This window comes from Pseudoalteromonas sp. P1-11 (genome assembly GCF_001399995.1).
GTDB classification, from domain to species: Bacteria; Pseudomonadota; Gammaproteobacteria; order Enterobacterales; family Alteromonadaceae; genus Pseudoalteromonas; species Pseudoalteromonas atlantica.
In genome coordinates this window covers 408260-434413 of record NZ_LJSP01000001.1, presented here as the reverse complement: position 1 = coordinate 434413, position 26154 = coordinate 408260, and the positions used below count along the sequence as shown (strand labels likewise).

The following is a 26154-nucleotide window of genomic DNA, read 5'->3' as shown; positions in this document are numbered from 1 at the left end:
AAGTTTAACGGATTTAAAGCCTAAGGTGTTAACGCCTTAGTTATTTGTTCTGGTTATTAGGTATAACTAAGAGTAAAAAAATTATATGAGTGCTAAATCACTCACACACAAAGCATCTTTTCCTTTATCTTTTGCTTTATAAAGTAAATCGTCTGCTTCTTTGATTAAATACGCGCAGGTAAAGTCACTACTGGGTGTAATAGTAGTGAGGCCTACACTCACTGTAAGGGTTTGGCTGGGTAATGAATGTTTATTTTCAATGTTTAAATGTTTTAATTTTTCTAAAATATCGTTCAATACTAACAAGGCCTGATCTGAGTTTGTATTTCCATACACTAATACAAATTCTTCACCACCAAAACGGGCACATAAATCCCCTGGGCGTTTAGTAAATTCATTGAGTACTTTAGCCACCCTTTTTAAGCATGTATCGCCTTGTTGGTGGCCGTAAGTATCATTGAGTAATTTAAAATCATCTATATCAATAATAGCCAACGAAAGCGGCATACCTAAACGCTGACAACGATTCCATTCTTGCTCTAAAAAGGTATCAAAAAAGCCTCGGTTAGCAATATCAGTTAAGCCATCAATAGCGGCAAGTTTTTGTACTTGCTCTTCAGCCAGTTTACGCTCGGTAATATTTTGATGGCTAATAGCGTAATACGCTTTATCGGTATGGCTAAACGACACTACTCGCATCATAAACCAACGCTTTTCATCTTCACTATGGCATGGATATTCTAAATAGAAGTCGTCATTAGCCCCCGAAATAACTGATTTAATGCCGTTAAATGCCTTTAAGCCAAAGCTATCTCCTTTTTGCGCAGCTTTTTCACACTCTGCTAAGTAATTTTGCTGCTCCCACATATCACAGCAGGCACAGTCGTTTTGCTCACCAAAGCTTTGCCAGCTTCGGTTTATATAAACTATGTCGCCGTTAGAGTTAATAACCACTACTTGGTCGGGCGTGGTATCTAGTACCAACTTAAAAAACGCTTTATCGTCAATCACGAGCTTTCCATTTTAGCTTTGTTGTTAATCAGTATAATCAATAACAATTTTTTAACACAATATTGTTACTTTACTTCACGCTAGTTGCATAATTTATTAATGTGAAGTAATACTCCGTATGACAGCTAAGCAGTCTATAAAAAATATAAAAAATTTACTTTTACATTAAAAATCAGATACTAAAGCAGCATGACAGGGTTACTGTCATATGCCAAACTAGCTACTGGCATACTACTGACGGCGTAAAAAATAAAAACAAACGCTAAATTAGCATCATCAACTCAACAAGGATAACGATGATGAAAAACGATATATTGAATACAAAAAAGCTTGGTTATAAATTTTACTTTCAAGATGGCGACAATCAAATAGCCTGTTTTGGAAGCTACTTTACTGGTAAAGAAGAAGTATTTGTAAACGATGACCTATTCAGTAAAAAACGAAATATCTACTGTGCAAGCACGCACTCTTTTGCTTTTGAGGGTTCACAGTACCAAGTAAAATTTGACATGCTTAATATACTTACGGGGCGTCTGGAGTGCACTCTTTATAAAAATAGCAGTGTGATAGCCAAACAAGTTCAAAGTAGTCTTTCAGACGATCCTAAAAAGGCAGCATTTTTTCTTGCTGGCTGTACATTAGGTGGGGCGGTGTTTGGCTATACAACGGCAACTATTGTTGAACTATTTGTAGGGAAGCTTTAACGTGCAATTAAATCCTACAACAGTTAAATCGCTTAGAAATAAGTTAGATTGGACGCAGCAACAGCTCGCAGATGCCTGCGATGTAAGTTTGCGGACCATTCAACGGGTCGAAAAAGAAGGCGCCGCTTCTAAAGAAACCACTATGGCGCTTTGCGCGGTACTTGAAGTACGCCAAGGCGAGCTAATTAAACTTGATGAGCCTATAAATAATGACGTTAAAAGTACGCCAACTAAAAGCTTTTTAGCGGGAGTGGTTATTAGTTCCTTAATAAGCTTTGCTCTAGGCGCAGGCTCAGTGCTTTTAGCGACTAACTAATATTACGCTTTAATAGCATTAATTAAATAAAAATGCCCCAGGCTATAAGCACTGGGGCATTTTTTATATGTTATAAAAAGAGATTAATTACTGAAACACTTTTTCAACAGCCATTACTTCAATGTTGTTAGCTGGAATAGCTAATTTATAATCGGCAATGACTTTATCCTCAGCAACAAGCGCTGCTGGTTTTTCTGTGTTGTAAACCATTGGCGATGTTTGCTCTGACACTAAACGTTTTTTCATGTCTTCCCCGTCACCGGTAATAAACACGTACTGTACGTTATCTGTTTGTAGATTATCTTTAATCACGCGATTAACATCAGCAAGCGTTAGCTTTTCAAGTTTACTTGTCACGTATTTTACAAACGACTCTGTGTTATAAAATTCGCTATCAAGTGCATAACCTAATTGGCGGTTTTGACTTGCGACAAGCTGCGGTACGTAGTTAATTAAAAAGTTACGTGTTGCTTCAAAGTCTTTTTCGGTTAAGCCATTTTTAATAAGCTTATCCAGCTCAAACAACGCGGTACGTGTTGCAAAGTGTGCATCGTTATTAGAGCGCAGCGGGCGTAACCAAATTTGGAATATTTGCTCAGAGCGTCCTAAGTTTGCATCAGGCTTAGTTTGAAACATGCCACGTGGGAAGTACTCAATGTAGGCGTAATCGCCGTAGTTCATACCACGTGTTTGACGAATTCGCTCATACAGATATGAGTTAGAACTACGGTGCTCACCAAAGTACGAACGCACCAGCCAAAGGGCTGTCCAATCTTCACTACTACGAATAGTATCAATTGGAAAACCAAACGATACCGCAGTAGATTGCGCCGACTTTTCTACAATCGTGGCATGGTGACCTTTAAGCGCTGGCGCATCAGGAATACTTAAACGGCTTTGCTCGCCTTTAGGTAAGGTTGCTAAGTCGCTCATGATTTCTGCTTTAAGCGCTTTTGGCACAGCGCCAATTAAACCCAGTGTTAGTTTAGATTGGGTAAGCTCTGTGTTGTAAAATGCTTTTACATCATCAAGCGTTAGTGCTTCTAAATCCGAAATATCACCGTAATTATAGCTTTCGTATGGGTGGCCTTTGTAAAGTGTGCTGTAAAGCACTTCTTTACCTAGCTCTTCATCATTAGAGGCTTTTAAGCCCGATTTAATACCGTCGATCATTTCTTTTTTAAGGCGCTTAAAGTCATCGTCTCTAAAACCTGGGTTAAGTAACTGATCGCTTACAAGCGCATACCATGTGGCAGCGTTATCTTTATGAATACGCCCTTGGAATGACAGCATTTCTTTATCTATTTGATAACCAAAGCTGCCAGCAAGCGGATAAAGCGCTTTTTGTATGTCTTTGTAACTTGTACTTTGCGAGCCACCTTGAGCAAGCATAGCGGCTGTGAGCGCAGCAACCCCTTTTTTACCTTGCGGGTCTGCAGCAGCCCCTGTATTGAATAAAAAGTTTACATCAATCAGCGGCGAGCTATTCGTTTTATCAAGTACTTTAAATACTGGTGCCTCTGGCGCTTTATCATGCTTAGCTACTAATGCGTTTAAGTTAGCCTCTTGCTCAAAGCCTGGCGCTTTATCAAGTGCCGACATAGTTACGGTAGTACGCGCGTCATCTACAAAATACTTATTAGCCACGGTTTTAATGTCTTGTGCTGTGATGTTGTCGGCCGATTTATAAAGCTGGTTAATAACCTCTGGGTCGCGCTCAAAATGCATATAACTTGCAAGGGTTGATGCAATCGCTTGTGATGAATCTAAGCCGTTAATAAAGCTGTATTTAAGGTTAGACTTTAAATCACTTAGTTTTTGCTCATCAACAAGTTCGGTTCGTGCTTTTGCGTAAGTGCGGTTAATAGCATCGCGTGCTTTTGCTAAATCATCTTCGTTTTCTACTTTTACAAACACATGCAGTAAGCCAGGATCTTTTGTCTCTGGGTTGTAGGTAAACATTTGACTCGCTATTTGTTTATCAACAACTAGCTCTTGGTATAAATCGGAGTTATTAGAAAAATAAAGCTGTGAGATTAAATCAAGTGCGGCTCTGTCCTTTTTAGCAGGCTCCCATGCAGCACCTTTGTAAGATACAAGCAACCAATGACCAGGCAAACCTTCGTTTTTCTCATGTACATATTTAGGTGCTTGCTGCTTTGGCTCAGCTTTAATATCGGCAACGTAATCGCCTTTTTCCCAGCCACCCCAATGTTTTTTAACCATAGCCATTGTGGCTTTAGGGTCAACATCGCCCACAATCACTAGCGATACATATTCAGGCTTATAAAACTTATCAAAAAATTCTTTACCGTAAGCCATTTGATCTGGCATGGCTTCTATATCTTCAAAAAAGCCCATGGTGGTATGTTTATAAGTGTGCGTATCAAACGCTTCTTCGCGTACTGCGCTCAATAACTTACGAATTGGGCTGGCGTTATTTTTTAAATATTCCCCTTTAACCGTTAGCGCTTCGGTTCTAAATTGCTCTTCGGTGTAGGTTAAGTTTTGAAAAATATCGGCTTCAATTTCAAGTACTTTATCAAGGTGCTGCTTTGAAAAGTTTAAATGGTAGTTTGTGTAATCGTTAGTGGTGTAAGCACGGTTATCGACCCCTGCATTTTTAAATATGGCTGTGTATTCGTCTTGCGGAAATTTTTTAGAGCCTTTAAACATCATATGCTCAAAAAAGTGAGCAAAACCGGTTTTACCTGCTTTTACTTCATTACGTGAGCCAACCGATACCGGAATTTGCAGCGAAACGACATCGGGGTAATCAGTTTTAACAACCATTACACGTAAGCCGTTATCAAGCTCTTCGATTAAGTACTTTTGCGAAAATACACGTTCGTCAGCTTTTGTTGTTTGCTGTTGCTGTGCCGGTTGGGTGTTTTCGCTTTGCTGTGTTGCGCAGCCTGTTAGTGCCAGCGATACCGCTAAGCTTGTTGCTAGTAATTTAAATTTCATTGTTGTCCCTTTTTAAATTGAGCAAATTTTTTATTAGGTTTAATACTAACTCGCTTAAATTATGCCCCAAAGCCACTAAATATAAGAGCCCATCGGCTATTTATAATGTAAACAACTGTGTCAATTCCCCATTTTAAAAACATTTAAGTATGAAAAAAGCTCAAGTTGATTGAAAAACTTTCACTAAATAAATCTATCTAGACGTCTAAATGGCTGCTATATTAAATTACATACATTGGACTAAGCTGGAATGAGGATTATGGCTTTATCACTACAAGAAAAAATAGAAGACACCAATCAAGGTGTTTATCTTATTGGTACTACTCCACCTAAAATTGGTACTGATAAAGCGCAACTAAAAATCATTGCAGAAAAACTACTTGCTCGCTTACACGAAATTGAATACGACGGCGTGATAATTTACGACATTCAAGATGAAAGTAGCCGTACAGATAAAGCACGCCCATTTCCGTTTAAACAAACTGTAGACCCACGTGAATACAGCCACTTACTACGTAATTTATCTGCTCCAGATGTCATTACTTACAAAAGTGTGGCACAACGTGGTGTAGAGGAGTTTAAAGGCTGGTTGGATGAAACTAAAAACGACTACGATTTAAAAAATGTCGTTTTAGTGGGTAGCCCCTCATCGGTAGGTGATATAAAACTAAGCTTGCCCGATGCCTATAAAACGCTTGCAGAGCAAAGTGATGACTTCTTTTTAGGGGGCGTTACCATTGCTGAGCGACATTCAAATAAGCGAAATGAACACGAGCGCCTTATAGAAAAAACAGCACAAGGTTGTCAGTTTTTTATATCGCAAGCGGTTTACGACGCGCAAGCAACTATAGAGCTAATAACAAGTTACGCGCGTACCTGTAAAGCACAAGGTATTACACCAAAACGGATTATTTTAACGTTTACGCCGTGCGGTGGCGATAAAACCTTAGAGTTTATGCAATGGTTGGGTATCTCAGTGCCAGAGGCCACTAAATGGCGCATGCTTGATGCAGACAATACCTTAAGTGAATCTGTACGTATTTGCCGAGAAAATCTCGACCTAATACTCAAAAGTTGTGCGCACCTAGATGTGCCACTGGGCTTAAATATTGAAAGCTTAACAAACCGTAAAGAAGAAATTGACGCATCAATAAACTTATACCGTTTATTAAAAGCCATTATGGAATTAAACCTAGCCGAAAAACAAATCGCTTAAAGCCTAATTATCCCCGTTTATAGCAAGCCTAATGGCTTGCTTTTTTGTTGCTATGTTTAAGTGTATTACTTTTATTATTATGCTTTTTAGCCAATTTGTACGCTTGTTTATTTTTATACATTTGGTGATCGGCCAAATTTAATAACGTATCAAAAGGTTGCTTTTGTTTATTAGTAAAACTTTCGCCTATGCTGAGTGTCAGCGCGCACACGTTGTTTTCTAATAGTGCGTTTTTATACTCAATTTTTATTTTATCAATAATATGGCTAAGCTTACTTCTATCACTAATTTGCATCACAGCTACAAATTCATCGCCGCCTAAACGCCCTACTATATCAGCCTCTCTTAAATGTGTTTTTAAGGTATTTGCTAAGAGGATTAACGCTTGATCGCCTATTTCATGGCCATAAGTGTCGTTTAGTTTTTTAAAGTCGTTTACATCAATAAACAAGCAACACACATCAAAACCTAAACGCAGCGCTAAATTAAGTTTGTGTTGGGCAAGTAAGCTAAGTGCACGGCGATTATAAATATTGGTAAGCGGGTCGAGCATGGCTATTTCGCGCATTTGCTCAAAGCTATAAATAAGGGCTAAATCGTCTTCAATTAAATCACGAAGCTGCTCTATTAGCTCAAAATATTCATCGGTATAACTGGTTTTTTTTGAATCTTTTAAACACAAGGTGCCAAATACTTCACCTTCAGGCCAGTGAATTGGCAAGCCCAGGTAGGATTCAACGCCATCTTCAATAACCTCGGGCATGGTATTCCACTGCGTATCGCTGCGGGTATCGCTAACATACAAAGTGTTGTTGTTTTCGGCTACATATTTACAAAATAAGGGAGTTTCGGGAGGGAGTATAGGGTTGGTTTCAAAGTGTGAGCCACCTTCATTAGCTCTAATAACTACACGATAACCTTTACTAGTAGCTTGCACTATATAACCAGAGGGGGCCGAAAAAAGCCCCGTAATAAGATCAATGGTTTTTTGCCATTTATGTAATGATATTTGGCCATCGACACCAGAAAACGCCCATTGATCTGTTTCAAACATAACTATACCTCAGCTATTTAGTGGCCTTAGTATAGCCAAATAAATATGTTTAAGGCTACTTTCTGCGGCGTTTACTTGGTGCTCTTTGCCCGGTAATGCGCTTTTTATCGCGATCTTTACGCGCTTTGTTGGTGTTTTTACGGTTATCTTTAGGGGGCTTGTTTAAATCAGGCTCGTAACCTTCTAGCCATTGTGGTGCTAAGCGGGTATCCAGTAGTACTTCAATTTCTTCCAGTAACCACTGCTCGTCAATACTTACCAGTGACATAGCAAGGCCTTGCTCGCCAGCGCGCCCCGTACGGCCAATTCGGTGTACGTAATCTTCTGCTATGTAAGGTAGCTCAAAGTTTATTACGTATTTAAGCGCTGGAATATCTAAACCGCGGGCAGCTACATCGGTAGCAACTAAAACCCGCGTTGTGCCTTCTTTAAAGTTTTGTAATGCACGGTCGCGTGCACCTTGAGTTTTATCGCCATGGATAGACTCAGTTTTTAAGCCGTCTTTACACATTTCTTTGGCAAGTTTATCGGCCATTTGTTTTGTGCGTGTAAATATAAGTACTTGGCGCCAATTTTTCATGCCAATCATGTGTGATACAAGCTCACGCTTTCGCTCTTCATCTACTGCGTAAATAACTTGTTCAACCTCTACAGCAGCAGAGTTGCGTTTATCAACTTCAATCAGCTCGGGGTTTTTAAGTAGTTTTTTACTCAGCTCAAACACGCTGTCATCGAATGTGGCTGAGAACAATAAGGTTTGGCGATCGCCCGGAATGTGGCGCAAAATACGTTTTATTTCATCAATAAAGCCCATATCCAGCATGCGGTCGGCTTCATCAAATACTAACGAATCAACACTTGAAAGCACCACACTGCCTTTAACGATATGATCAAGTAAACGCCCAGGCGTTGCGACTATCACTTGCGCCGTTTTAAGCGCTTTAATTTGCGGGCCAATACTTGCACCGCCATACGCTAAAGCGCCTTGAATATTTGTGCCTTGAGCGTATTTTTCAAAGCTTGCAAACACTTGCTGAGCAAGCTCACGCGTGGGCGTTAAAATAACCACTCGGGCTATGCCTGGCTCATCTTTTTTTGGTGTATTTAAAAGCTTATGTAGTAGTGGTAATACAAAGGCGGCTGTTTTACCTGTGCCTGTTTGCGCGCTGCCCATTACATCGCTGCCCGCTAATATGTGCGGAATAGTTTTAACCTGAATTGCGGTAGGCGTGGTGTAATTATTTTGCTCAATTGCGGTTAGTAATAACGAATCGAGTTTAAGAGATGAGAACGATGTGGCAGACATAGGCTTAGCTTTAAAATAACAAAGAGCGCTATTGTACGCATATTACGGTACTGCGTAAATTAACCAGCTCAGAAAAGTATTCAGCCTAGCTGCATTCGCTAATCAATAAAAAAGGCGCTAAATAACAATGTATTTAGCGCCTTTTTTATACCAATCCGCTTAATTAAGTGAGCTATTTTGAGGACAGATAAACGTGTTGATAGCTAGGTAAAAAATTCGCTATTTAGTTGTTCTAAATGAGAATTTCTTAATGCAGATAGCAACACTTTTAGCCCCTAAAAATGATTAAGTATTATTGCGGATAGGTATTATAATTTAATAACGTTTTAAACCGGTTTTAAGGTGGCTTTTCGCTCATTATAAAACGCGATTAAGTCATCGACCGTTGCTTGGCAGTATTCACGAATACCCGACACCACCATGTGCTTTTCACCAAAACCCACTTTTTCGCCGTTTTCTAGTAAATTAAAGCGCAAGGTAATTTTGCCGCGCTTACCCGTGTACTCAAAACTTGGCTCAGCAAACTCAAGGGTTGGCGCTTGAATATTAATGTTATCAAGGTTAATGATCATCGACTCGTAAATAACCATAGGGCGCGCTGGGTTAATCATTACATCTTGCTTACCCATTAGCGGAATAATTACGTGCGGAAATGCAGCACCAGAAAACTCAACATAGTTTTTTATTAAGCTATTTGTAAGTGTTGGGCATTTGCTGGTTTTACCTTCGCGTTTTACCTTTAAAATTACTTTGTCGCCGTTGGTTACATCAAACTCGTCATCCCCTTCTGGGAAGTTAAGTTTGGTGTTTTCATCAACCATACCGGCAAAGGTAAATTCCATTCGCTCACTTATACCGTAGCGGTCTAACACTAAAGAAAAAAGTAAGTCTCCTGGCGCGCAAAACTTTTTGGCATCTTTGTCATGAAGTGGGTTGTAATCATCGGCAACGCACTTTGCGAAACGACACCCTTGCTCACGAGAGATAGAAACATAATCAGCATGCTGCTGAAAGTAAGGACTTAACATAGATTGTTCACTGCTTAAACTGCTTATAACCTGCCCATACTACCAGAAAAAATTTAAAGAGAGGTCGAATCACTTACAAATTCATACAATTAACTTAAGAGTAAATGTTGCACACACCTGTTTTAGTTAGTAATTTAGGTACCAAACTAAATAAGGGACTAATTATTATGTTACGTGTTTTTGCAGTAATAAGCGTACTCACTACTTTGGCTGGATGTTCTAGCGTGACTTTTCATACCGATATAGATAACGATGTTTTATCTGAGGAAATTGGTACGTACGTTAAAAAACGAGATTTACAACAGTTTTATAGCGACCAAGAAGCACACGAAAGTGGCGCCACACTTTTAGGCCGAATTGAAGGCGAAAGCTGCAATGGCGACGGTAGAGGCGACAATAATATAAGCTACAATCGCTTAAAATCAAATGCTATAGATTTACTTAAAGCAGATGCAATGCGCAGAGGCGGTAATGCCTTTACTATAAATTCTTGTAGCGAAATCTCTGTATCGTATTGTGACCTGTCTGTTTTATGCAGCGGACAGGCCTACGACTATTAATAAATTATATATTAAGCGCAAAGCTAAGTAGTACGCGCTTTCCCGACTCAATTTTAGAAACGCTATGCTCGTATTTGTCGGGTCTAAATAAATACACGCGGTTAAACCAATTAATAATGCATTTTGAGCATTTAAAAACCCCACCAGCTTTAGGTTTTACTAGTACAAAATTAAGTTTGTAGTAGCGCCCTTGCTGTACTGGGTCTATATGGTTCATCACACTGTGATGTGTAGGGTAAGTAACTAGGTTTATTGAAAAGGCATTACTGCTAAATAAAGCTTTATTTTTTACAGGTGCAATCATACTGCCTCCTTTTAATTTACATGCAGCATTGTAGCATTTGCTAAAGCGCCACGGCTTGCGCTAAACAATATCAAAACGCGATGACATATAGCCAAACGGCCTGAAACAAAAAAGCCGAGCTTAATTAATAAGCTCGGCTTTTTATAAAGTACGACTAAAGATTATGCACTTGGGTATGTGCGGTACGCACGCTCAATATTTTTAGCCTGCTTTTTAGAAATGCCTAAATGAGCAAGCGCTACACGTAAACGCGCACGTGATAAGTCTGAGCCTAAAATTTCCATTGCATCAAGTACTGACGTTGAAGACGTTTTACCCGTGATTGCTACAAATATTGGCTCTAAAAAGTCTTTAATTTTAAGCTCGTGGAATGTAGCAACTTCTTTTGCAATGGCAAAAATAGCTGGCTTATCAAAACTACGTAAACCTTCAAGCTGCCATACAAAAAACTGTAGCGCTTGGCGTATTACGTTTTCGTCAGCTTTGCCCGCCGTTAACAGTGCTGGGTCGTAAGTTGGAATGCCGCCTACAAAATGCCCTGCTAAATCAACCATGTCCGAAAGTGTATTAATACGCGTTTTAGCTTCTGGTAATACTTTAGCTAGCATTTCGCCATTAAACTTCCAATCAACAAAGCGCTGTACAAGCTCTTCGTCTGTTAGGTTTTCGCGGATCCACATGCCGTTTAACCAGCTTAGCTTATCAACATCAAATACTGGGCCACCAAGTGATACACGCTTCATATCGAAGTGTTCAATCATCTCGTTAAGAGTGAATTTTTCACGCTCATCTGGCATTGACCAACCCATACGGCCTAAGTAGTTAAGCACGGCCTCTGGTAGGTAACCCATTTCTTTATAGTAATTAATAGACGTTGGGTTTTTACGCTTAGAAAGCTTTGATTTATCAGGATTACGCAGTAGTGGCAAATGCCCTAGTACGGGTGCTTCCCAACCTAAATCTTCGTAAAGTTTTAATAGTTTAGGTGCTGAGTTAATCCACTCTTCGCCACGGAAAATATGGCTTATTTGCATGTGGTGGTCATCCACTACGTTTGCTAAAAAGTACGTAGGGAATCCATCGGCTTTTAATAGCACTTGCATGTCTACGTTTTCCCACGGGATCTCAATTTCGTCGCGTAGGTAGTCGTTAAATTTAAAAGTGCCTTCGCTTGGTATTTTCATACGTATAACGTAAGGCTTGCCTGCAGCTAGGTTTGCTTTAATTTCATCTTCGGTGTGGTTTAAGCCACGGCCGTCGTATTTAGGGCGCAGACCTTCTGCCATTTGCTCTTCACGCATTTGGTCAAGCTCTTCGCTGGTTGCAAAACAGTAAAATGCTTTACCTTGCTCAACTAATTGGTGTGCGTATTTTTTGTATAAATCGCTGCGCTCTGATTGACGGTAAGGGCCAAATTCGCCACCTACGTCAGGGCCATGATCCCACTCAAGACCTAACCAACGTAAGCTATCCATAATCGCTTGTTCTGACTCTGGCGTGCTACGAACTTGGTCTGTATCTTCAATACGAAGCACAAACTCGCCACCTTGTTGTTTAGCAAAACAGTAGTTAAATAAAGCAATATAAGCGGTGCCAAGATGCGGGTCACCTGTTGGAGATGGGGCAACACGAGTACGGATTGTCATGATAATGTCTCTTTTAATAAGTGAGATAAAAATTAAGGGGGTCGTTTAAGCCGCTACTTTGTTTAAGTAAGCAATAATATCGTTAGATTCGTATAGCCACTCTACTTGGCCATTTTTTTCTATACGAAGGCATGGCACTTTAATTTTGCCGCCTTGCTCTAACAGCTCTTGACGAAATTGTTGATTATTTTTTGCATCACGCGTTTCTATTTTTAAGCCTTCGCGCTTAATTGCACGGCGTACTTTTACGCAAAACGGGCATGCTTTAAATTGATAAAGTTTAAATTGTGAGGTTTGCTGATCAAGCTGCGCTTGCACATCGCTTGCACGCTTTTTACTGCGAGGAGTAAATACAAAATTAAAGAATAAAATTATACAACCTAAAAACCAACGAACGAATTTCATGTTTTGTGCCTGCCTACAACAATTTAAGGAGCCAGATTTTAGCACAAATTTACAATCAAAAAAGCTCAATACTATTATCGGTGGTCACTTCTTCATTTACCTCAAGCTCGCTATAAGCGGTCACTTTATTACGGCCGCTATTTTTAGAATGATACAGCGCCATATCGGCTTGGTTTACGATACTAGATACAGTATCAATACTTGCCAGCTCTAAAAAGCCAATACTTATTGTAAGCTGCCCAACTTGCGGAAAAGGATACTCAGCAATATTTGAGCGTAAACGGTTAAGTGCTATATGTGCTTGTGCCTCGGTTTTGGTTTGAAATAACACTGCAAACTCTTCGCCTCCATATCTGAATACGTAGTCTTCTAGCCTAAAGTTATTTTTTAACAGCCGCGCCACAAGTAAAATAACTTCATCGCCTATTACATGGCCGTAGCTGTCGTTTACGCGTTTAAAGTGATCGATATCTGCAATGGCTAAATACCATCGTCGCTTTTCGTTGGTATCATCACGGGGTAATAAAAAGCCTTTGCCTGAGACAATTTCGATCACTTTTTTATCAAAGGTTTGTCTATTTAAAAGCTCGGTTAAAGGGTCTAATCGCGATTTATGTAATAGCCCTAGCTGGTTGGCATAAATATTTAAAATATGCACGGCGAGCATTGTGGTGGTTTGCGCTAACTCTTTTGTGGTTTCTATTAGTAATATGCCAATTACTTTACCAAAGTAATACACTGGCACATACGTAGTTACTACACCTAAGGCACGGCTTACTCTTATTTTGTTTTGGGTTACTTTATTAAGCAGCGCTAAGGCTTCGTTAGACTCTAATACTTCAAGGCGGGTGTGGGTGTTTATTAGCGTAGGCGGTAATTGCGCACTAAAGTGCTTATTAATATAAATAGCAAAATTTTCAACTTCGAGTAGGTCGCCAATAATCTGCACTAATGATGCATCTAAATCACTTTCTTCTTCTTGCTGAGTTAGACTGATTATCCATTCGTGCCCGCAATTGTTTGCCTTCATTAGTTTGCCTAAACTGTTTTAACTTCAATCAGTTTAGACAAAATCATCAACTTTGCTAATTAATTAACCAATACTTTTGAATTAGGTCGAATTGAGCTATGTGGATTAAAGTTTGTTTTAGCTAAGCGCTATTAAATCGTAGCGCGAGCTTAGTAACTTAGTGAGCTCAATAACTACTGCGGTATTATTTAATAACTTACACACAGCAGAGCCTAAAACAGCCTATGCTTTGCATTTATGCTTTGTATTTATGTTTTTGTACAACCAGTTATTCTAAACACAACATAGGCTCTGCCTTGCTTAAATACCGAATATACGGCCGCAACACGCGCTATTTAAAAAAGCTAAATAAAACTAAAGCAAAACTAAGTCGTCTCTGTGTAGCACCACAGCGCCACTATCAAAGTCGAGTAGCTCGCCTATTTGCTCTGAATGAGCACCTTTAATTTTATTTACTTCAACTTGATTAAAACGTGTTAACCCTCGTGCAATAACTTGGTTGTTGGCGTCTATTAAATCTATTAAGTCGCCCCGCTCAAAACGGCCAAACGCATTAGTTATGCCTTTTGCCAGCAGGCTTGCCCCTTTGTTTTGTAGCGCCGAAATAGCCCCTTTATCAATCATTATTTGGCCGGTACTTTTAGGCCCTGCCATTAGCCATTTTTTACGGCCATCTTTTGGCGCAGTAAGTTTTAAAAACCGCGTGCCGGGTAATTGCTCACTCATGCATTTTAAAATAACGTTGTTGCCAGCGCCTTTTGCAATAATAACCTCTACCCCTGCGCGCCTTGCTACGTCGGCGGCTTGTAGTTTTGTGGCCATACCGCCGGTACCTAAACTTGTACCGCTACCACCAGCCAGTTGGCGTAACTCATCGTTTATATGAGTGACTTCGTCAATCAGTTTTGCGTCGGTATTTGTGCGCGGATCGCTGGTAAATAAACCTTCTTGATCGGTAAGCAGTAATAGCTTATTGGCATTAGCTAAAATAGCCACCAGCGCCGATAAATTATCGTTATCGCCTACTTTTATTTCGGCGGTTGCTACCGCGTCGTTTTCATTAATAATAGGCACCACATCGTGGCTTAATAACGCATTTAAGGTATCGCGCGCATTTAAATAGCGTTCGCGGTCATCTACGTCTGCACGGGTAAGCAGCATTTGCCCTACGTTTATGCCATACAAGGCAAATAAGCTTTGCCAAATATGTATAAGCTGGCCTTGCCCAACGGCTGCCAACATTTGTTTATCTATTAGGCCACGGCCACAGGGTTTAATAAGTTGTTCGCGACCCGCAGCAACCGCGCCACTTGATACTAATATAACTTGGTGGCCTTGCTTTTTTAATTCGCTACATTGGCGAACCAGCTCAACCATATGGGCTTTATCTAACTTATCGGTGCCGCCGGTTAGTACACTTGTACCAAGCTTAACAACAATTACCTGTTCCCTACGCATTATTATTTACTATTAAAATGAAAGATAAATAAACTTATACCAGCTCGGTATTTTTGAACAAGTTAAAATTATTCATGCTAGGATCGGCGTTAATTTAATTTGATAAAATTTCATTTATGCCAGCCAGTTTATGCCTAATTATTGCCACCTTTTTATGGGGTAGCTCCTTTATTGCACTTAAGTATGCTATTGCCGTTTACGACCCTGCACTTGTTATATTTTTACGCATGCTAACCACCTTAGTTTTATCGCTGTGTTTATGGCGTTATGTAATTAGGTTTGAGTATTTAAAAGGCGATTGGAAGTACTTATTAGGTATGTCGCTCGCAGAGCCATGCTTGTACTTTTTATTTGAAGGCCACGCAATGGAATACACCTCGGCCTCTCAGGCGGGAGTTATTGTTTCGTGTTTGCCTATTATTGTGGCGTTGATGGCGTTTTTTATGCTTAAAGAGTATATAAGTAAAGCCATTGTGATTGGGTTTACCCTATGTATTGGCGGCAGTATTTTACTTACTTTGCTTTCACCAAATACCGATCAGGCCCCTAATCCATTATTGGGTAACTTTTTAGAGCTTATGGCCATGGTATGCGCGGCGTTTTACACCATTAGCATTAAGCACTTGGCCAATCGCTACTCGCCGTTAACGCTAATTGCTTTACAAGGCATAAGCGGCAGTGTGTTTTTTGCACCGTTTTTGTTTTTTATCGACTTACCCAGCGAAAACCAGCATGACCTAACCGCCCTTATGAGTATTTTGTATTTAGGCTCGTTTGTCACCTTAGGTGGCTATGGTATGTATAACTATGCAATTGGCAAAGTGTCGGTATTAACGGCTGCGGCTTATTCAAATTTAATTCCTATTTTTACGCTTATTTTATCGGCCATTATTTTGGGTGAAGTACTCGATTTTTGGCAATGGGTGAGTATATTTGTTGTTTTTGCAGGGGTGATGATAAGCCAACGACATCAAGAGCTGGTGGTAGACATACCGCTTAATGACGCTGGCGATGACCCTATCAACTCAGCCGATACAAGCCATCTTAAATCAGTACCTGATGCCAGCGAGTCAAAAGGGTAACAGGTTAATAAATAAAGGCCTGGGGTTTGTAAAAATGCCTGCTGGGATTGATGAATAACCTCAATCCCCTTCACTTTATAATGCTGTATTACGCCACTTTGCAGCTGCAGCGTAAACGTTTCACCCACTTTGGTGTGTTTTAAAAATGCAAAGTGGGTATCGTTGTGACCCGCTATTAACGCACCGCCATGTTTATCTCCAAGCTTTGCCCCTGGTAAAAAATGGCTTGGTGCAAATGCTAAATTACGACCACTTGCCCCAGCTAAAACGCTAAGCACTTTATTATGCACAGGCCAGTTAAGCTGCGCGGTTACAAAGCTGTCGGCGTAAAACCACGGTTTAACACGAGCGTGTGGCGTAATAAGTGCCTCTTGCCAGGCCTGCTCTATTAATACTTGGGCAAGCCATGCCTTAGCTTGCATATAAGCACCATGAGAAAACAGCCCCAGCCCGGCGATTAATAAGCCCGCACTTAGCCACTTATTCATTTAGGCCCTCGGTTTATTTTAAACGCGCCATAGCCAAGTAATAAAATGCAGCCCAGCAATATGTACAGTCGGCTTTGCCCATCAGTTTGTGGTAAACGCATAGCCAGTCCTTGTGGCGCTGCGTTCTTAGCCAGTGCCGTTTGCTTTGCAGGCTCGTTAATTTGAGTGTGTTCAATAGCTATAAAAGCAGTAAACGGGCTCAGTAGTTGATGTGTGAGTGCAAGCCCCTGCACCTCATTTTTAACTGACTGACGGTCATTATACAAAAGCAACGATTTAATTTTTTGGCGCGCCCACAGCTTATCAATCCCTTTTGCGCTGGCGCTATTTTGTGCGCTTAGCTTTATATTTAAAGGGCCTTGAGCGGTTTGCCCACTAAGCGTAATTTGATTTGTATCATTTAGTTTTATAGCCACCATTATTGGCTCGCCAAAATATAAATCAGGCAAAGGTGATGGCCAAAAATCTAAACTGTGAGTGCTTTCATCGCGAAGTGCTAAATTAGTGATAGCGGGATGAGCAAGCTTATCAAATAACTGCTGCATTTTAGGCTGCACCTCATTTGTGCTGCCAATAAACGTAAATGACCCTTTACCTATATCAGCTGCGCGGCGCATAAAAAAGCTATTGGGTGCACTGCCAATGCCTACAGTAAATAAGCGGCTATCACCCAATTTACGCTGAATATTTTTAAATAAGGCATCTTCGTTACTCACACTGCCATCCGTTAAAAACACCACTTGGCGTACAAAGCCTTCAAAGCTGCTGCCATCAAGTACCGCATCAAGCGCACCTTGTATTTCGGTACCACCGTCGGCCTCTAGGCTATAAATAAAGCGCTCAGCGCGGCGTAAGTTAAAGTCACTAGCAATAAGGGGTTTATCGCTCATGGGGGTAACCACGTTATCAAAGCCAATAATGTTAAAACTGTCGTCGCTATCAAGCAAAGACAGCGCATAAAACAGGGCCTTTTTAGCTTGCTCCATAGATTGCCCGTGCATAGAGCCTGAGGTATCTACAACAAACACCATTTCGCGAGGTAGGCGCTGCGTTTGTGTAAAGTGATCTGCTGGCGGCATTAGCATAGCAAGCCCGTACCGGTCGCCGTTTTCAAACTGCTGGGTAAAAAATGCTGCTTGTGCGCTTTCTTTTTGCAGCGGTTTAAACTCAAGTACAAAGTCGCGATTAGCCCCCGCTTGCTCATTTAAAGCAACCGTATATTGCCCAAAGGCCGGGTTTTGTACTTCTACACGATGAAATTTAGACGTTATATCTACAAGCTCTAAGCCTACATCTATATCAATATTTAAACTAAATTGGCTGTTTGGCGCCTCACTGTGCTGCGTTTTGCTATACACAGGACTTAACCATCCTTGTGGTGCATGGGTTAGGCTAGTTTGCTCAGCTTCAATATTTGCGCTTATTGTGTGATAGCGCGGCGTAATAGTACTTGGGAAGCGAATAGCAAATGTGCCATTGCTGTAATCAATAATCTCTTGGTATTCAAGCTCTATCACAATTTGCTCGCCAGGGCCTATATTTGCCACGTTAGTAATAAACATATTAGCGCGCTGCTGGCGTACAAGTGCGGCTTGCTTGCCAGCATTTTTAGCTGCCTGATACTTTTTTTCGGCCTCTACTTTTTTATCTATTTGGCCTTTTATGACTCGCTCACCTATGCGCATCGTCATCGCATGTACGGCGCTTTCATCAGGTAACGGAAACACATAACGCGCATTTACCGCAAACGGATTATCGTTTTGATAAGTTTGCTTAACGACCACGTGATTTATCAGCCCGGTTAGGGTCATGTTAGCATCGCTTTTTAATATAATTGCCGGCGCGACAGGTGTACCGCTGCTGTCAAAAAGTTCAAGCTTGGGCGACTGTGCACGGCTATTAAAACTAAGTAGAAGCACAGCCACTAAGAAAATAAAAATGCTTACTTTAGTAAGCATTTTGGTTGGGTTACTCAACATAAAATCACTCCATCGAACGCTTAACTTTACTCAAATAAAAGTGGCTTTAGTTACTTGCCGTTTGGCCATTTACTGGGTTTATTGAGCGGGTAGTAAGTGTTACGCGTCGATCAAAAAAGTTATCTTCTACGGTATTGCTGCGCGCTAATGTTTGTTGCTCGCCAAATGCCTGCGCACTTAAACGTGTATGGCTAATGCCGTGCTTTATAAGGTAACTTTGCACTGCGTTTACACGTTTTTTAGACAATAAAAGATTCGCTTGCTCATCACCGCGCTGATCGGCAAAGCCACTTAAATCTAATGCTAGTTGCGGCTGATTTTTTAACAGCACCACAAGCTGGTCTAACTGCGTAGCAAAGTGCGGGGCAATAGCACTTGAGCCTGTTTTAAATTGTACTGTCATGGCAAGTAAGTTATTTATTTGCGATTGTGTTAACTGCTCATTTTGATTAGTCAGTACATCTAACTGCTGTTCTAGCCTATTGTTTTGATTAAGTACCTGTTGGTAGTCACTGGTTTTTTGCTGCATCACTGTTATTGCTCTCTGCTGCTGGGCAATTTTGTCATCAGCTACTTTTGAATCACCAATTAAGCCCCCGGCAAATGCGCCAATAAAAGCACCAATTGGCCCACCAACGACACCACCAATAATGGCGCCAGTACCTAAGCCGATGGCGGTTTCTTTATGTGCTTCTTTAGAAGGGGTGTTAGCGGCTGCTGCAAATGCAGGTGTAAACACTGTGGCTACTAGCGTTAATGCGATTAATGTCTTCTTCATAATGTAATCCTTAAACTTGTTTTAATTTGTGATGTTTTGTTTTGATGGTTGTATTAAAACAGCTGCAAGTGGCAACAAAGGGGAGCAAAAATGGCAAACCGCTGAGCAATTGTGGCAAAAAAATGGCAATTGCCTTTTTAAGCGTACATAACTGAAAAACTTCGATATAGTGCGTTTTAAAATAAATAAGGGTGAGTAGAATGAAAAAAATAGCCATCATTGAAGATGAAACCGCCATCCGCGAAAACTATATTGAAATGCTTAGCGCCCAAGGTTACCAGGTAAGTGGTTTTGCTAACCGCGTCAGCGCAGAGATTGCATTTAAAGACGCCTTACCCGATTTAGCCATTGTTGATATTGGTTTAGGCCACGAAATAGACGGCGGTTTTTTACTTTGCCAAACCTTGCGTACGCTTTCTAAAACACTGCCTATTATTTTTTTAACCGCCCGCGATAGTGAAATAGATACCGTATGTGGCCTGCGTATGGGCGCCGATGACTACCTAACAAAAGATATTAGCTTAGCCCACTTGGCTGCCAGAATAGGCGCGCTATTTAGACGCATGGAAGCGCTTGAGCAACCCGCCGATGCCAATGCATTAATTACACGCGGCCAGTTAACGCTCGACACCCAGCGCATGCAAGTATTTTGGCAGCAGCAATTGGTTGATTTAACCGTGACCGAATTTTGGATGTTGCACTCACTTGCGCAGCGCCCAGGCCATGTAAAAAGCCGTAACGATTTAATGAGCGATGCAAAAATTTACGTAGACGACAGCACTATCACCTCGCATGTAAAACGCATTCGTAAAAAGTTTATCGCCCTTGATAACAACTTTGACTGCATAGATACGGTGTACGGCATGGGCTACAGGTGGGAACAACGCTAATGTTACGATTTGGCCTGCGCAGTAAATTTATATTACTGTCGTGTTTTTTGTTTTTACTGCCTTGGCTTGGCTACGAGTACGTGTGGGAAATGGAAAAATTTTTACGCCAAGGCCAAGAAAAAACCCTCGTAGGCACCACACGGGCGCTCGCCACCGCCCTGCATGAACGCCCAGCCCTTTTTGATGAGCAAACCAACTTTTTAGACCAGGTAGTAAAAGGGCGCGACTTATATGCGTACAATGTTAAAAACGCCATTCAACTCGATGGCAAACTGAGCGACTGGCAAAGCTATCAACCACTCTTTTGGCATTACGATAAACGCTATTTACAAAAAGCAGACAAGGAGCATAAAGCTGAGGATTTATCGTTTGATCATATGGTTGGCAAGTTTGATAACTATTTATATGCCGTGTTTAAAGTAACTGACGCTCACCTTGTATATCGTGCTAAAAATAGTTTAAGCATTACTAATAACGACCATTTAATAATTGGCCTAAAAAGCCCAGACGGAGATTTTAATACGTACATTATTGCCCCACGCCAAGATGGCTGGGTAAATGCGTTTGATGCTAATACCAAAACACCGTTTACAAAAATTCAGGGCTATTTTATACGCACTGAATCGGGATATAACGTAGAGCTGCGCTTTCCTATAAATATGCTTGGTAACAAGCTAGGCTTTGCCGTGGTCGATATTGACACAAAAAAAGCGCCGCTCGATTTTAAAACAATGTCGACCTCTAATTTAAATAACCCAAGCGATTTAGGCTCGGTATTGGTGCCCTCACCAGAAATTAACCGAATTTTAAAAGGTATGGGTCACAGTGGTAGCCGTATTTGGGTGGTTGATAATCATCATCGCGTATTAGCGCAGTCGGGCACAATTCAAAATGCCGATGGCGTATGGGCCGACGGCCTTAAAAACCAGCCGCCTAAAAATGCCTGGCAACGCTTTGAGCAAACGTATTTGCACCCGCTTTATTATAAAATTTTAACTCGCCCCGAAAACGAATTTTTAGATACCCTGCACGATGTTGCCTCAATGCAAGGCACGCATTTAGCTAAGGCACTGAAGGGGCAACCAGCGTCGTCTTGGCGGTTAACCCCCGACAGTAAAGCCGTTATTTTATCGGCGGCTTACCCTATTTGGATAGAAGATAAAGTGATTGGCGCAGTAATCGCCGAGGAAACCACTAACGGTGTACGCACCCTGCGTAATAAATCGCTCGAAAAGCTTTTTAACGTTATTTTAGCGGTGATGCTAATTGGCACCGTTACGTTGTTCTTTTTTGCCTCGCGTATTTCGAGCCGCATTAGGCGACTGCGCGACACCGCAGAGCAAGCTATTGATGCTCAAGGGCGCATTACCGGCAGTATTAATTACAGCGACTCAAACGATGAAATAGGCGACCTTTCACGAAGTTTTGCCAATATAGTTGGCCGCTTAGGCGGGTACACGAATTATTTAGAAAATATGTCATCGCGGTTATCTCATGAGCTACGTACACCGGTGGCTGTGGTTCGCTCTTCTTTAGAAAACCTACAAAGTTTAGAGCAAAATGAGCTTAGCCAAAAATACCTAGAGCGAGCTAGTGAAGGGGTTGAGCGATTAGGTAAAATAATAACCACCATGAGCGAAGCCACGCGCCTTGAACAAAGCATTCAAAGCAACGAGAGCGAGCCGTTTGATTTACAAAAAGTAATTAATGGCTGTATGCAAGGCTACCAGCTCACTTACCCTGAGCAGTTATTTGAGCTTGATGTATGCCAAAGCCCTTTACCTATGCAAGGTGCTCCCGAATTTATAGCTCAGCTACTTGATAAGCTTATTAATAATGCGCTGGAATTTAGTGAAGCAAATACAGCTATTAATGTAGGTCTTAAGCAGAGCGAAAATAAAGCAATATTAACAGTGAGTAATACAGGCCCCGCCCTGCCTGAAGGGCTAACTGAGCATATTTTTGATTCTATGGTGTCGGTGCGTAGCCAGCAAATGCAGCAACAACCGCACTTAGGCTTGGGGCTTTATATTGTAAGGCTGGTGTGTGATTACCATAAAGGCAGTGTCACTGCGCAAAACAACGAGTGCGGTAATGGCGTGGTGTTTAAAGTAACCCTGCCTTTACAAAGCTAGGCTGTGCATAAAGTGGCGCCTTGCTGAACCGCCCTTATTTTTTGCACATCGATTACAATTTACTACAACTTAAAATGTAACTATTCACTTTTAATTCAGTCAAACGGCCATACCCTGAACGCTAATTAAGGAGAATAGATCATGAACAACCCACTTGAGCGTGAAGAGATCGAATTTATTTTTGATCTATACAGGCCCCAAGAGCAAGCACCTAGCTTGCCTTCAGAGCCTGCCACCTCTACATATAAAAACTTACGACAGCCAGAACAAGTTAAAAACGAAGGCGTGTCTGAATACCTCAGCTAGGGTATTGCCTATTGCGTTGCTTGCTCGTTTTGTAAAAACGCTTTAATGCAGTTTATTTCTGCCAGTTTTACCTCTTCGCCTATTTCTGGGCCTTTTTTGCCATTTTTAAGTGCAGTTTGCACTACCTGCTTTTTATCCATTTTTTGTAATTCATTAAAAATTGCACGCAGCTTAGCCCCTTGCGGATAGGGCTTATTTACGAGCGTTTCTCCGCGCCCTTGCGCATCACATTGGCATGCTTGGGTAAACGCAATAAATCGCTCAGGGTGCACTAATGCATTTAAATTAGCGACGATTAATTTATGAATCGTTTGTGGCCTTAATTGCTCAAGCGTATGACATAAGGTGTGATTATCACTGGTGAGTACGCCAATATCACGAAAACGATTAGGCACTTTTAAACGCTTACAAAACTTTTCTATTACGGCTACCCCTTCGCGTTCATGACCGCGTAAATTACCGTGTTTTTTAAAGCTCAGGGCCTTACCAAAATCATGAGTGAGTGCCGCAAACCGTGTTTCTAAATTAAAATTTAAATCGGCAGCGCGCCTAAGTACCAACATAGTATGAACAAATACATCACCTTCTGGGTGGTGGTTTGCAGGTTGCGGCACCCCTTGCATACTCTCTATTTCAGGGAAAATACCTAAGCCATGTAATGCTTGAAAATACAGTTCAGGGTGTTTTTCACCCAGTGCTTTTTCGGTTTCGAGCCATACGCGCTCGGGCACTAAATGATTAAGCTCACCTTTGTTTTTAAGCTCGCGCATTAATGCATAAGTACTTGGGTGAATACGCCATTCACTTCCGTAGCGTGCTAAAAAACGCGCTATGCGTAATACCCTTACTGGGTCCTCTACAAAGGCTTCTGTGGTGTGGCGCAGTATTTTATTGTGTAAATCGCTTTGGCCATTAAAAGGGTCAATAACGGTGCCGCTTTCATCAAGTGCCATTGAGTTGATGGTTAAATCGCGCCGTGCTAAATCTTCTTCAAGGGTGACATTAGGGCTGGCATCTACCACAAAGCCGGTATAGCCTTTACCGCTTTTTCGCTCGGTGCGACCCAAGGCGTATTCTTCTTTTGTTTTTGGGTGTAAATAAACCGGAAAATCACTTCCTATAGGCACAAAACCAAGCGACTCCATAGTTTGGGGTGTTTCGCCTATAACAACATAGTCGTTATCTTTTGATGCTATATTAAGTAGCTGGTCGCGTACCGCGCCACCAACAAGGTAAACTTGCTTAAGGTTGTGTTTCACTGTTTATCCTAATCACACTGGGTGGTTATTTGATGTCGATCATACCATTAAAATCACCATAGTTTGCCAAGCTTAAATAAGCTCATTACAATAGCGCTTTATTTTAAGCCATAGCCTTACACTCAATGAAAAATCATTCATCAAAAAAAGAACTTATGCTACTGCCTATATTACTTGTGGTTATTGTAATGTGCGTGGCGGGTCACTTTTTACTACAGGCTAACTTTCAAGATAGCAACATGGTTGAATACATGTTGGCAGCGCTGCCCTTTGCGATGTTTGGCCTAGTTATTGTGGCATTTAAAATGGCAGCTAAAAGCGAAGCCAATGAGCAAAGCGAGCAAGACTCTTAATTTTACTGTTAAAGAATATAATACCCAAACCAATCTGGTTTTATTGGTTGAGCATGCCCACTTGGTGTAAGCTTAATATTTAGTTGGCTGTCGAGCAGGTCTATAGCAAAGCAGTCATCTACATCATGTAAATCATCTTTATGAATATGCCTAAGGCCTGCAAGCAAATCGCTTTTAGCGCGCTGCTTGGCCTCTGCTGCGCTACTGGCAACATACAATGCAAAGTCGTGTTGCTCAGCCATAGAGTCGCTTCTGTAAGCGCCTAAATTAACAAAATACAGCTGCTTATTTTGCTCAACGTAGGTATCAACGACTTCTACTTTATAACCGTCGATATGGTTAATTGCCATGTAGCTGTCCATATGCACATTGTTTTTATCGCCCACCCATTGGCTTTTTAGCTTTGAGTAGGTTTGCTCAATGCTTTGCCCTACAACAAAGCGAATATCGTGCATTTCTATGTGGCAGCCTTGAATTCGCCCGCCTAGATACACCATAAATAACTGCATTTAATAACCTTACTCTTAAATTACACTAAATTATCGACATCAATATTGTGTTTTTTTATTAACTTATAAAAATCCGAACGATTACGTTTGGCAAGCTTTGCGCCTTCGGCTACGTTACCGCCGGCCATTTTTAGGGTGTTTATTACATAATCGCGCTCAAACTCTTTTTTGGCATCATTTAGAGAAAGCGGCTCTGCACTGGCTTGGTTTGAGTTAAGTGCGTTTAACACTAAGTGCGCAGAAATTACCTCGCTGGCGCTCAATGCGACCACTTGCTCTACAACATTTTGTAGCTGGCGAATATTCCCAGGCCAGTCGTAACGTACTAGTGCATGCATGGCATCGTTTGCAAAGCGCTTTTCTTTTTGGTTCATACGTTTAGCAATACTTGCGCTAAAGTGCTGGGCGAGCAGGCTTATGTCTTCTCGGCGCTCACACAGCGGCGGTAATTTTAAATTAACAACATTTAGCCGGTAGTATAAATCTTCCCTAAATTGTTGATTACTAATCGCATCGGGTAAATTTTTGTGAGTGGCCGATACAATGCGCACATCAATAGGAATCTCTTCTTGAAAGCCCACCGGGCGTATGGTTTTTTCTTGCAGTACACGCAGTAACTTAACTTGTAAATTAAGCGGCATATCGCCAATTTCATCTAAAAATAAGGTGCCGCCTTGAGCTTGCTGAAACAAACCTTGGTGATCTTTCACCGCCCCTGTAAATGCGCCTTTTTTATGGCCAAATAATTCTGACTCTAAAAGCTCCCCAGGCACTGCGCCACAATTAATAGCCACAAAAGGCCCTTCACTTACATGACTGTGTTGATGAATCGCCTGAGCCAGCAGCTCCTTACCTGTGCCGCTGGCGCCTGAAATAAGTACATTTACTTGGGTTGGCCCCAGTAACTTTACTTGCTCAAGGAGGTGCAACATAGCGCCACTGCGCGTTACTATATTACTTTTTTGGGGCGATTCTTCCGCGTTTACGCCATGTATTTCAATGGCTTTGGCTAGGCTGTCAAACAGCTCGTCTTTATCAACCGGTTTTGTAATAAACGCAAAAATACCTTGTTTTGTCGCCTCCACCGCATCGGGTATAGAGCCATGCGCTGTCATCATTATAACCGGCAGCGCTGGGTAACGGCTTTGTAATTGGCGATGTAAGGCCATGCCGTCCATTTCGTCCATACGCAGATCTGTTATAACTGCATCAAACACTTGGTTTTTAAGAATTTGTAATGCAAGTATGCCGCTTTCACAGGTTGTTACGTCATACCCTTTAGACTCGATTCTTAGCGCGAGTAATTTAAGTAAACTTGCATCGTCATCAACGAGTAATACTTTTGCACCTTGTGGTGTGTGTGTTGCCAT

25 protein-coding genes are annotated in these 26154 nt (G+C 41.3%); 9 read left to right on the top strand and 16 right to left on the bottom strand.

Annotation, left to right across the window (positions count from 1 at the left end):
- Window positions 1-81: 81 nt before the first annotated feature.
- Window positions 82-1011, bottom strand: coding sequence for a diguanylate cyclase (locus AN390_RS01975; protein WP_055252818.1), 930 nt, complete (start codon window positions 1009-1011; stop codon window positions 82-84).
- Window positions 1012-1307: 296 nt separating this feature from the next.
- Between AN390_RS01975 and AN390_RS01970 the strand changes: the two genes are divergently transcribed.
- Both AN390_RS01970 and AN390_RS01965 read left to right on the top strand, forming a co-directional pair.
- Window positions 1308-1715 (top strand): hypothetical protein, encoded by a 408-nt coding sequence (locus AN390_RS01970; RefSeq protein WP_054982749.1) that lies wholly within the window; start codon window positions 1308-1310, stop codon window positions 1713-1715.
- Between the two features lies 1 nt (window position 1716).
- On the top strand, window positions 1717-2031 hold the full coding sequence (locus AN390_RS01965) for a helix-turn-helix transcriptional regulator (protein WP_024033157.1): 315 nt from the start codon (window positions 1717-1719) through the stop codon (window positions 2029-2031).
- 87 nt (window positions 2032-2118) lie between these two features.
- Here the strand turns inward: AN390_RS01965 and AN390_RS01960 are convergent, their stop codons facing one another.
- Window positions 2119-4998, bottom strand: a complete 2880-nt coding sequence (locus AN390_RS01960; protein WP_055252817.1) for a pitrilysin family protein — start codon at window positions 4996-4998, stop codon at window positions 2119-2121.
- Window positions 4999-5257: 259 nt separating this feature from the next.
- Between AN390_RS01960 and AN390_RS01955 the strand changes: the two genes are divergently transcribed.
- On the top strand, window positions 5258-6214 hold the full coding sequence (locus AN390_RS01955) for a methylenetetrahydrofolate reductase (protein WP_055252816.1): 957 nt from the start codon (window positions 5258-5260) through the stop codon (window positions 6212-6214).
- A 28-nt stretch (window positions 6215-6242) separates the two neighbouring features.
- On the opposite strand, the gene AN390_RS01950 is transcribed toward AN390_RS01955, so the two are convergent.
- From AN390_RS01950 to AN390_RS01940, 3 genes are all read right to left on the bottom strand, one after another.
- Window positions 6243-7268 (bottom strand): sensor domain-containing diguanylate cyclase, encoded by a 1026-nt coding sequence (locus AN390_RS01950; RefSeq protein WP_055252815.1) that lies wholly within the window; start codon window positions 7266-7268, stop codon window positions 6243-6245.
- A 55-nt stretch (window positions 7269-7323) separates the two neighbouring features.
- Window positions 7324-8574: a DEAD/DEAH box helicase gene (locus AN390_RS01945; protein WP_055252814.1), complete on the bottom strand. Its 1251-nt coding sequence runs from the start codon at window positions 8572-8574 to the stop codon at window positions 7324-7326.
- 326 nt (window positions 8575-8900) lie between these two features.
- The gene (locus AN390_RS01940) at window positions 8901-9602 is read right to left on the bottom strand and encodes a DUF3581 domain-containing protein (protein ID WP_055252813.1); all 702 of its coding nucleotides are present in this window, start codon (window positions 9600-9602) and stop codon (window positions 8901-8903) included.
- Between the two features lie 167 nt (window positions 9603-9769).
- Between AN390_RS01940 and AN390_RS01935 the strand changes: the two genes are divergently transcribed.
- Window positions 9770-10162 (top strand): hypothetical protein, encoded by a 393-nt coding sequence (locus AN390_RS01935; RefSeq protein ID WP_029773896.1) that lies wholly within the window; start codon window positions 9770-9772, stop codon window positions 10160-10162.
- Between the two features lie 4 nt (window positions 10163-10166).
- On the opposite strand, the gene AN390_RS01930 is transcribed toward AN390_RS01935, so the two are convergent.
- From AN390_RS01930 to proB, 5 genes are all read right to left on the bottom strand, one after another.
- Window positions 10167-10466, bottom strand: coding sequence for a hypothetical protein (locus AN390_RS01930; protein WP_024033163.1), 300 nt, complete (start codon window positions 10464-10466; stop codon window positions 10167-10169).
- A gap of 161 nt (window positions 10467-10627) precedes the next feature.
- A complete protein-coding gene (gene gltX, locus AN390_RS01925) occupies window positions 10628-12112 on the bottom strand; it encodes a glutamate--tRNA ligase (protein WP_004586119.1) in 1485 nt (494 codons plus the stop codon).
- Between the two features lie 45 nt (window positions 12113-12157).
- Window positions 12158-12517: a glutaredoxin domain-containing protein gene (locus tag AN390_RS01920; protein ID WP_004586118.1), complete on the bottom strand. Its 360-nt coding sequence runs from the start codon at window positions 12515-12517 to the stop codon at window positions 12158-12160.
- 55 nt (window positions 12518-12572) lie between these two features.
- Window positions 12573-13547 (bottom strand): GGDEF domain-containing protein, encoded by a 975-nt coding sequence (locus tag AN390_RS01915; RefSeq protein ID WP_024033165.1) that lies wholly within the window; start codon window positions 13545-13547, stop codon window positions 12573-12575.
- A 354-nt stretch (window positions 13548-13901) separates the two neighbouring features.
- Window positions 13902-15005: a glutamate 5-kinase gene (gene proB, locus AN390_RS01910; protein ID WP_024033166.1), complete on the bottom strand. Its 1104-nt coding sequence runs from the start codon at window positions 15003-15005 to the stop codon at window positions 13902-13904.
- Between the two features lie 116 nt (window positions 15006-15121).
- On the opposite strand from proB, the gene AN390_RS01905 reads away from it, so the two are divergent.
- The gene (locus AN390_RS01905; protein ID WP_004586115.1) at window positions 15122-16087 is read left to right on the top strand and encodes a DMT family transporter; all 966 of its coding nucleotides are present in this window, start codon (window positions 15122-15124) and stop codon (window positions 16085-16087) included.
- Here the strand turns inward: AN390_RS01905 and AN390_RS01900 are convergent.
- Genes AN390_RS01900 through pdsO form a run of 3 tightly spaced genes read right to left on the bottom strand, consistent with a single transcriptional unit; the run spans window position 15976 to window position 19332 of the window.
- The gene (locus AN390_RS01900; RefSeq protein ID WP_029773899.1) at window positions 15976-16575 is read right to left on the bottom strand and encodes a class GN sortase; all 600 of its coding nucleotides are present in this window, start codon (window positions 16573-16575) and stop codon (window positions 15976-15978) included. The two genes, AN390_RS01905 and AN390_RS01900, sit on opposite strands and share 112 nt — an antisense overlap.
- On the bottom strand, window positions 16572-18554 hold the full coding sequence (locus tag AN390_RS01895; RefSeq protein WP_055252812.1) for a marine proteobacterial sortase target protein: 1983 nt from the start codon (window positions 18552-18554) through the stop codon (window positions 16572-16574). Before AN390_RS01895 ends, AN390_RS01900 begins: the two co-directional genes overlap by 4 nt.
- Window positions 18555-18600: 46 nt before the next feature.
- Window positions 18601-19332 carry a sortase-associated OmpA-like protein PdsO gene (gene pdsO, locus AN390_RS01890; RefSeq protein WP_055252811.1) on the bottom strand — a complete coding sequence of 244 codons (732 nt, stop codon included), beginning with the start codon at window positions 19330-19332 and terminating at the stop codon, window positions 18601-18603.
- Window positions 19333-19532: 200 nt separating this feature from the next.
- Between pdsO and pdsR the strand changes: the two genes are divergently transcribed.
- The 3 genes from pdsR (at window position 19533) to AN390_RS19765 (ending at window position 22663) form a co-directional block, all read left to right on the top strand.
- Window positions 19533-20222 carry a proteobacterial dedicated sortase system response regulator gene (pdsR, locus tag AN390_RS01885; protein ID WP_004586111.1) on the top strand — a complete coding sequence of 230 codons (690 nt, stop codon included), beginning with the start codon at window positions 19533-19535 and terminating at the stop codon, window positions 20220-20222.
- Window positions 20222-22357: a proteobacterial dedicated sortase system histidine kinase gene (pdsS, locus tag AN390_RS01880; protein WP_055252810.1), complete on the top strand. Its 2136-nt coding sequence runs from the start codon at window positions 20222-20224 to the stop codon at window positions 22355-22357. Before pdsR ends, pdsS begins: the two co-directional genes overlap by 1 nt.
- Window positions 22358-22498: 141 nt before the next feature.
- Window positions 22499-22663: a hypothetical protein gene (locus tag AN390_RS19765; protein WP_024033174.1), complete on the top strand. Its 165-nt coding sequence runs from the start codon at window positions 22499-22501 to the stop codon at window positions 22661-22663.
- An 8-nt stretch (window positions 22664-22671) separates the two neighbouring features.
- On the opposite strand, the gene AN390_RS01875 is transcribed toward AN390_RS19765, so the two are convergent.
- Window positions 22672-23922, bottom strand: a complete 1251-nt coding sequence (locus AN390_RS01875; protein ID WP_055252809.1) for a multifunctional CCA addition/repair protein — start codon at window positions 23920-23922, stop codon at window positions 22672-22674.
- 125 nt (window positions 23923-24047) lie between these two features.
- Here AN390_RS01875 and AN390_RS01870 point away from each other — a divergent pair, with 125 nt between their 5' ends.
- Window positions 24048-24275, top strand: coding sequence for a hypothetical protein (locus AN390_RS01870; RefSeq protein WP_004586108.1), 228 nt, complete (start codon window positions 24048-24050; stop codon window positions 24273-24275).
- An 8-nt stretch (window positions 24276-24283) separates the two neighbouring features.
- Here the strand turns inward: AN390_RS01870 and AN390_RS01865 are convergent, their stop codons facing one another.
- Window positions 24284-24784, bottom strand: coding sequence for a DUF1543 domain-containing protein (locus AN390_RS01865; RefSeq protein WP_055252808.1), 501 nt, complete (start codon window positions 24782-24784; stop codon window positions 24284-24286).
- Between the two features lie 20 nt (window positions 24785-24804).
- On the bottom strand, window positions 24805-26154 hold the full coding sequence (locus AN390_RS01860) for a sigma 54-interacting transcriptional regulator (protein WP_055252807.1): 1350 nt from the start codon (window positions 26152-26154) through the stop codon (window positions 24805-24807).

Excerpts from the sequence above, each read along its gene's own strand:
- AN390_RS01970 (WP_054982749.1), top strand. The coding sequence starts at position 1,308 with ATGATGAAAAACGATATATTGAATACAAAAAAGCTTGGTTATAAATTT.
- pdsO (WP_055252811.1), bottom strand. The coding sequence starts at position 19,332 with ATGAAGAAGACATTAATCGCATTAACGCTAGTAGCCACAGTGTTTACA.
- gltX (WP_004586119.1), bottom strand. The coding sequence starts at position 12,112 with ATGACAATCCGTACTCGTGTTGCCCCATCTCCAACAGGTGACCCGCAT.
- AN390_RS01900 (WP_029773899.1), bottom strand. The coding sequence starts at position 16,575 with ATGAATAAGTGGCTAAGTGCGGGCTTATTAATCGCCGGGCTGGGGCTG.
- AN390_RS01955 (WP_055252816.1), top strand. The coding sequence starts at position 5,258 with ATGGCTTTATCACTACAAGAAAAAATAGAAGACACCAATCAAGGTGTT.
- pdsR (WP_004586111.1), top strand. The coding sequence starts at position 19,533 with ATGAAAAAAATAGCCATCATTGAAGATGAAACCGCCATCCGCGAAAAC.
- AN390_RS01935 (WP_029773896.1), top strand. The coding sequence starts at position 9,770 with ATGTTACGTGTTTTTGCAGTAATAAGCGTACTCACTACTTTGGCTGGA.
- AN390_RS01870 (WP_004586108.1), top strand. The coding sequence starts at position 24,048 with ATGAAAAATCATTCATCAAAAAAAGAACTTATGCTACTGCCTATATTA.
- AN390_RS01940 (WP_055252813.1), bottom strand. The coding sequence starts at position 9,602 with ATGTTAAGTCCTTACTTTCAGCAGCATGCTGATTATGTTTCTATCTCT.
- AN390_RS19765 (WP_024033174.1), top strand. The coding sequence starts at position 22,499 with ATGAACAACCCACTTGAGCGTGAAGAGATCGAATTTATTTTTGATCTA.
- proB (WP_024033166.1), bottom strand. The coding sequence starts at position 15,005 with ATGCGTAGGGAACAGGTAATTGTTGTTAAGCTTGGTACAAGTGTACTA.
- AN390_RS01905 (WP_004586115.1), top strand. The coding sequence starts at position 15,122 with ATGCCAGCCAGTTTATGCCTAATTATTGCCACCTTTTTATGGGGTAGC.
- AN390_RS01895 (WP_055252812.1), bottom strand. The coding sequence starts at position 18,554 with ATGTTGAGTAACCCAACCAAAATGCTTACTAAAGTAAGCATTTTTATT.
- AN390_RS01915 (WP_024033165.1), bottom strand. The coding sequence starts at position 13,547 with ATGAAGGCAAACAATTGCGGGCACGAATGGATAATCAGTCTAACTCAG.
- AN390_RS01960 (WP_055252817.1), bottom strand. The coding sequence starts at position 4,998 with ATGAAATTTAAATTACTAGCAACAAGCTTAGCGGTATCGCTGGCACTA.
- AN390_RS01920 (WP_004586118.1), bottom strand. The coding sequence starts at position 12,517 with ATGAAATTCGTTCGTTGGTTTTTAGGTTGTATAATTTTATTCTTTAAT.
- AN390_RS01930 (WP_024033163.1), bottom strand. The coding sequence starts at position 10,466 with ATGATTGCACCTGTAAAAAATAAAGCTTTATTTAGCAGTAATGCCTTT.
- AN390_RS01865 (WP_055252808.1), bottom strand. The coding sequence starts at position 24,784 with ATGCAGTTATTTATGGTGTATCTAGGCGGGCGAATTCAAGGCTGCCAC.
- AN390_RS01860 (WP_055252807.1), bottom strand. The coding sequence starts at position 26,154 with ATGGCAACACACACACCACAAGGTGCAAAAGTATTACTCGTTGATGAC.
- AN390_RS01950 (WP_055252815.1), bottom strand. The coding sequence starts at position 7,268 with ATGTTTGAAACAGATCAATGGGCGTTTTCTGGTGTCGATGGCCAAATA.
- AN390_RS01945 (WP_055252814.1), bottom strand. The coding sequence starts at position 8,574 with ATGTCTGCCACATCGTTCTCATCTCTTAAACTCGATTCGTTATTACTA.
- pdsS (WP_055252810.1), top strand. The coding sequence starts at position 20,222 with ATGTTACGATTTGGCCTGCGCAGTAAATTTATATTACTGTCGTGTTTT.